Source organism: Cupriavidus sp. 05T42, assembly GCF_056396345.1.
Genome location: NZ_JBFTLH010000042.1, coordinates 1 through 6,099 on the forward strand (window position 1 = coordinate 1; position 6,099 = coordinate 6,099).

Consider the following 6,099-nt stretch of genomic DNA (forward strand, 5'->3'; position numbering starts at 1 on the left):
ATGCCGTAGACCTCGGAGGTCGACGGGAACACCAGGTGCTTCTTGTACTTCACGGCCGCGCGGACCATCGGCAGGTTGGCCTCGAAATCGAGCTCGAACACGCGCAGCGGGTGACGCACGTAGGTGGCCGGGGTGGCGATGGCCACCAGCGGCAGCACCACGTCGCACTTGCGGATGTTGTACTCGATCCACTCCTTGTTGATGGTGATGTCACCTTCGAAGAAGTGCATGCGCGGATGGCTCACCAGGTCGCCGAGGCGGTCGGAGGCCATGTCCATGCCGTAGACCTCCCAGTCGGTGGTCTCCAGGATGCGGCGCGTGAGGTGATGGCCGATGAAGCCGTTGACACCAAGAATCAGGACCTTTTTCATCGGTTTTCCTCTCTGGACTGTGCAGTTGCGATGATGGATTGAAGGGCAGAAACGGTAACCGGCGCGGCGTGATCGGCGGAGGCGCCTTCCAGCAGCGTACGGATATGCAGCATGCCGCCGTCGCCGCAGACGGCGACGATGCGGTCATCGATCACGCGGAGCCCCTGGGGCTGCAGCGGGACCGATGGCAGGGCAGGGATACGGCGCGCGGCGGCCACGATCAGGCGATGGCCGTCCAGCTCGGTGAACGCGCCMGGGTAGGGCGGCGCCACCGCGCGAATCAGGTTGTAGACGGCGGAGGCCGGCTGGTGCCAGTCGATGCGACCGTCCTCGGGCTTGCGGCCCGAGAAGTAGCTGCCATCGGCCAGCCGATTGGGACGCTTGGGCGTATGGCCGCTCATCATGGCCGGCAGGGCGCGCCAGAGCGTCTGCTCGGCGGCGACGGTGACTTTCTCAAAGACCTCGCCGGCGGTGTCGTCGGGCAGGATCGGCACGGCGGTCTGGTCGACGATATAGCCGGCGTCCGGCTTGGCTTCCATCGCGTGCAGCGTGGCGCCGGTCTCGGTCTCGCCGTGGATCACCGCCCAGTTCACCGGCACGCGGCCGCGATACTTCGGCAGCAGCGAGCCATGCATGTTGAATGCGCCCTGCGGCGCGATGGCCAGCACCTCGGCCGGAATCATCGCCCGGTAGTAGAACGAGAAGATGACATCGGGCCGGGCGGCGCGCACGGCCTCGGCCAGTGCCGGGTCGGTCGGATCTTCGCTGTGCAGGAAGGGGATGCCCAGCTCCACGGCGGTATCGGCCACGCGGCGGAACCAGATGTTCTCGTCGGGCCGGTCACGATGGGTGATCACCAACGCCACGTCCACGCCCCGCGCGTGCAGCACGCGCAGGCAGCGGTCGCCAACGTTGTGGTAGGCGAAGACTACCGCGCGCACGATTCCTCCACGGCGGTCTGGTCCGACGGCGTCCGGAGCGGGTCACGCTCGAGCACGGCCTGGATGCGGTAGCGCGGGCGGTCGCGCACTTCCTGGTAGATCCGGCCCACGTATTCGCCAAGCAGGCCGATGCCGAACAGCATGATGCCGACCAGGAAGAAGTTCAGGGCGAACAGGGTGAACACCCCCTGCACTTCCGAGCCGAGCAGGAAGCGCCGAATCAGCAGCACGACGAACAGGCCCGCCGAGGAGATCGACAGCAGCGTGCCAATCGCCGAGAACCACTGCAGCGGCACGATCGAGAAGCCGGTAACGAGGTCGAAGTTGAGGCGGATCAGCTGGTAGAGCGAATACTTCGACTCCCCCGCGAAGCGCTGCTCGTGGCCGACCTCGATCTCGACCGGATTGGACGAGAACGTGTACGCCAGCGCCGGGATGAAGGTGTTCACCTCGCGGCAGGCGTTGATCGTGTCGATGATGTTGCGGTCATAGGCGCGCAGCATGCAGCCCTGGTCCGTCATCTTGATCTTGGTGATGCGCTCGCGCAGCTGGTTCATCGCGCGCGACGCATAGCGCCGGAACGCCGTGTCGTTGCGCTGGCGGCGAATCGTGCCCACGTAGTCATGGCCCTCGCGCATGGCGGCCACCAGGCGCGGGATTTCCTCGGGCGGGTTCTGCAGGTCCGCGTCCAGCGTGATGACGATGCGCCCGCGCGTGTGCTCGAACCCGGCCAGGATGGCCATGTGCTGGCCAAAGTTGCCGTTGAACAGCACCACGCGCGTGACGTCCGGACGCTTGTGGAACTGCGCTGCCAGGATCTGCGGGGAGCGGTCATGGCTGCCGTCATTGATGAAGATCAGCTCGTACGACTCGCCCATGGCATCCATCGCCGGGTAAAGGCGATCGAACAGCGCCTGCAGGCCGTCCTCCTCGTTGTAGACGGGGACGACGACCGAGACCTCGACGGGGCTTAGAGAGAAAGGCGTTTGCATGTTTCGCTGAGAGTTGCGCATACCCGCTCCACGTCGGTGGCATGCATGGCAGGAAACAGCGGCAGCGTGACGATGCCGCGTCCGATGCGCTCGGCGTGGGGCAGCATGCCTTCGCGCCAGCCGAGTGAGCGGTAGTGGGTAAACAGGTGGATGGGCGGATAGTGGACACCCGTGCCGATGCCTTGCTCGCGCAGCGCCTCCATCACGTGGCGGCGCGCTTCCGCCGGGCCGCCGCGCAGGCGGTCCGTGGGCAGCACCACCTGGAACATGTGCCAGTTGGTGGTGGCGCCGGCGGGGTCCAGCGGCAGCGGCAGCTCGATGCCGAGATCGGCCAGCCCCGTGTCGGCGGCGCAGCGGAAGTACGTTTCGGCGAGCGCGGCGCGCTTGGCGGTGATGGCGTCCAGCTTCGGCAGCTGCGCCAGCCCGATGGCGGCGTTGACGTCGGTCAGGTTGAACTTGCCGCCGGGTTCTTCCACGTCCATGCCGTCCATGCCGGTGCGGATCACGCCTTGCAGGCGCAGGCGCTCGGCACGCAGGGCTTCCTCGGGCGAGTTCAGCACGAGGCAGCCGCCTTCGATGGTGGTGATGTTCTTGTTCGCCTGGAAGCTGAAGCTGGCCAGGTCGCCGAACGCGCCGATGCGCTGGCCGCGCCAGCGGGAATCGATGGCCTGGGCGGCGTCCTCGATCACGCGCAGCTGGTGCTTGTCCGCGATGGCGTAGAGCCGGTCCATGTCCACGGGCAGGCCGGACAGGTAGACCGGCATGATCGCCCGCGTGCGCGGCGTGATGGCGGCCTCGACGGCGTCCAGGTCGAGGTTGCGGGTGCACGGGTCGATATCGACGAACACCGGGCGGGCGCCCACGGCGAGGACCACGTTGGCCGTGGCCACCCAGGTGATCGGCGTGGTGATGACTTCGTCGCCCGGGCCGATATTGGCCACGCGCAGCGCGATCTCCATCGTGGCGGAGCCGTTGGCGAACGTCCGCACCGGCCGGCCGCCGAACACATCGGACAGCGCCGCTTCAAACGCCTGCATCTTCGGGCCGGAAGTGATCCATCCGGAAGCAAGCACCTTGCCGACCTCGGCAATGGTCTCGGTGTCGATCTCGGGCCGCACGAACGGCAGGAAGGGCTGGGCTGCGGTAACGGTCATGGTTCTTTGTGGGGCACGGGGGCTCAGGCGCGTACGCTCAGGATCGTGCAATCAGGAAGACTCCGGCCAGTATCAGCAGGATGCCGGCTACGCGCAAGGGACCAATCATCTCGCCGAACAGCCACCACGCCGCCAGCGCGTTGACCACGTAGCCCAGCGACAGCATGGGGTAGGCGATGGACACGTCCACGCGCGACAGCCCGACGATCCACACCGCCACGCTGACCACGTACAGCGTCAGGCCGCCGATCACCGGCCATTGCGTCAGCACGCGGAACGCGGTGGTGAACAGCGTGGCGCGGTCCAGCGTGATGGCGCCCACGGCATTGGTGCCGGCCTTGAGCAGCAACTGCGCGGCGGCGTTGAGCATCACGCCGGTCAGGATGAAAGCGAAAGTCGAAAGCGTCATGACGCGGGCTTGGGTTCCGGAGTGCCTGCCGGTGCCGGGGCACCGGACGGCGGAAAGTTGCTGACCACGACGCGCCGGCTATCGCGCGCCACCACATGCATCGGGACCTGCCGTGCCGACAGCTCGTCGTAGAGGCTCGGGTCCATGATGCCCAGCGCGGGCTGGCCGTCGCGCCAGCGCGCGATGAACTGGTCCAGTGTGGGAATCCACTGGTCCGGGGCCTGCTGCACGCCAAATTCAAGCTCATCGGGCTCCTCCACCATCGTCAGCGGATGTCCCAGGTAGAACGGCAGGGTATGGTCGAGTACCCGCACGCCGTACAGGGGCATATCGTCTTTCAGCACGGCACGGATGGCGGGCACCAGATCCACGCCGGACGCCCGCCGGCCCATCACTTCATGGCCCATCAGGCCGATGGTGCAGGTCAGGAACATCGCCAGCGCACACGCCGTGATGCTGGGGAACAGGCCCCTTGACTGCAACAGCTTGCGCGCCAGTATCGTGCCGCCCAAGAGTACGGCAAACGCGACGCCCGTGTACACGGCAAACGTGCGGAAGACCTCGTTTGGATTGGACGGGCGATGCAGCGTGGCCACATACGGCGTGGCCAGCAGGCCCACCACGGCCAGCGCCATCAGCGCGTTGACCTGGCGTTGCCAGGAGCGCTCGGTGATGTCGTCCAGCGCCACGCCGGCCAGCATCGCCAGCGCGGGGAAGATCGGCACGATGTAACCGGGCAGTTTGGAGCCGGACATGCTGAAGAAGACGAAAATCGCCACGGCCCAGATCAGTGCCATCAGCGCGGGCTGGAACGGCTTGCCGCCGGCCCCGCGCGCGGCCCCGGCGCGCTCGCGCACGGCGGTCCACATGCGCGGCGTCAGGCCCAGCCACGGCAGGAAGCCCAGCAGCAGCAGCGGCACGAAGTAGAACGGCGTGCCCTTGCGCGCATGCACGGTGGACGTATAGCGGTCCCAGTGCTCGTGGATAAAGAAGAAATGGGGGAATTCGGGGTTGCGCGAGGAAATCAGCCAGAACCACGGCACCGTGACGATCAGCATGACGACGATGCCGGACACCAGATGCAGGCGCCGCCACAGCGCCAGATCGCGCGTGATCAGCGAGTAAACCACGAGGACCAGGCCCGGCAGCGCGATGCCGACCAAACCCTTGGTCAGGATGGCGACGCCCATGGCGACCCAGCAGGCCAGCATCCAGCCGCGCCGGGCGGCGGGCGTGGCGTCCGGATGCTGGGCAAGCATCATGCAGGCCAGCACGCACGCGAGCGCGCCGGACAGCGTCATGTCGAGGGCGTTGAAGTGGCCGGCGATGCTCCACATCGGCGCCGCCAGCAGGGCCAGCCCGGCCAGCAGGCCGGCACGCGCGCCGAACCAGCGCGTGGCGGCGAGCACCGTGACGCCCAGCCCGAGGATGCCCGAGAGCGCCACGCACAGCCGCGCCTGCCAGTCGCCCACGCCGAAAGCCTCGTAGGCCAACGTGGTGACCCACATATGGAACGGGGGCTTCTCGAAGTACTTCAGGGCGTTGTAGTGGATGGTCACCCAGTCGCCGCTGGCGAACATCTCGCGCGAGATTTCCGCGTAGCGGCCTTCGTCCGGCTTCAGCAGGTGCCGGAAGTCGAGCGTGCCGAACCAGACCAGCAGGATTGCGATGACGACCAGGGCAATCATGCCGACGGGTAGCCCGGCATAGCGCGAGGGCGTGGAACTACGCATAACTCTCCTGAAATGGCCGGCGAACCGGAAGCGATGTGGTCCCGGTTGTGCAGCAGACACCACACAACGCCGCAGGGCCGGATTCGGTGGACACGCATTCCCCGCCGCGGTGAGAACCTCGCGGAAGGGCAGGGGTTCCCCTGGAACGACCGGCCATGGCCGATTGGCTCCCCCGTCCGGTCGCCAAATTGGCGCGCAATGTTAGCACGACGCGCCGGTGCCGCCGCCGGCCAGGATTCCCCATGTGCCGGATTCGCGTAATACTGGCGGCTGCACCGCGCCACGATCAGTCCCGGCAGGCCGGTTTGTCGAATCCTCAGGAAACTACGATGAAAACGGCCCTGATGTCCGGTCTCTGTTTCAGCCTGCTCGCAGTGGCGAATGGAGCACATTCACAGGCATCGGAGCCGGCTGCCAAAATCGCCCGGATCGCTCAGACMGCCCCGGCCGCCCCGGCCGCCCCGGCCGCCCCGGCCGCCCCGGCCGCCCCGGCCGCCCC

At 67.1% G+C, this 6,099-nt stretch carries 6 protein-coding genes; all 6 read right to left on the bottom strand.

Annotation, left to right across the window (positions count from 1 at the left end):
* Positions 1–371, bottom strand: a 371-nt coding sequence (locus tag AC1EJR_RS27095; RefSeq protein ID WP_477147844.1) for an NAD-dependent epimerase/dehydratase family protein, incomplete at its 3' end; no start/stop codon positions are given.
* The gene (locus AC1EJR_RS27100; RefSeq protein WP_477113927.1) at positions 368–1,312 is read right to left on the bottom strand and encodes a formyltransferase; all 945 of its coding nucleotides are present in this window, start codon (positions 1,310–1,312) and stop codon (positions 368–370) included. The genes AC1EJR_RS27095 and AC1EJR_RS27100, both read right to left, overlap by 4 nt.
* A complete protein-coding gene (locus tag AC1EJR_RS27105; RefSeq protein ID WP_477113928.1) occupies positions 1,300–2,304 on the bottom strand; it encodes a glycosyltransferase in 1,005 nt (334 codons plus the stop codon). The genes AC1EJR_RS27100 and AC1EJR_RS27105 overlap by 13 nt, the downstream gene beginning before the upstream one ends.
* Entirely contained in the window at positions 2,283–3,458 is a 1,176-nt protein-coding gene (locus AC1EJR_RS27110) for a DegT/DnrJ/EryC1/StrS family aminotransferase (RefSeq protein WP_477113929.1), read from the bottom strand. The genes AC1EJR_RS27105 and AC1EJR_RS27110 overlap by 22 nt, the downstream gene beginning before the upstream one ends.
* Positions 3,459–3,495: 37 nt before the next feature.
* The gene (locus AC1EJR_RS27115) at positions 3,496–3,867 is read right to left on the bottom strand and encodes a DMT family transporter (RefSeq protein ID WP_092300729.1); all 372 of its coding nucleotides are present in this window, start codon (positions 3,865–3,867) and stop codon (positions 3,496–3,498) included.
* The gene (locus AC1EJR_RS27120) at positions 3,864–5,600 is read right to left on the bottom strand and encodes a glycosyltransferase family 39 protein (protein WP_092300726.1); all 1,737 of its coding nucleotides are present in this window, start codon (positions 5,598–5,600) and stop codon (positions 3,864–3,866) included. The genes AC1EJR_RS27115 and AC1EJR_RS27120 overlap by 4 nt, the downstream gene beginning before the upstream one ends.
* Positions 5,601–6,099: the final 499 nt, after the last annotated feature.

Excerpts from the sequence above, each read along its gene's own strand:
- AC1EJR_RS27115 (WP_092300729.1), bottom strand. The coding sequence starts at position 3,867 with ATGACGCTTTCGACTTTCGCTTTCATCCTGACCGGCGTGATGCTCAAC.
- AC1EJR_RS27110 (WP_477113929.1), bottom strand. The coding sequence starts at position 3,458 with ATGACCGTTACCGCAGCCCAGCCCTTCCTGCCGTTCGTGCGGCCCGAG.
- AC1EJR_RS27120 (WP_092300726.1), bottom strand. The coding sequence starts at position 5,600 with ATGCGTAGTTCCACGCCCTCGCGCTATGCCGGGCTACCCGTCGGCATG.
- AC1EJR_RS27105 (WP_477113928.1), bottom strand. The coding sequence starts at position 2,304 with ATGCAAACGCCTTTCTCTCTAAGCCCCGTCGAGGTCTCGGTCGTCGTC.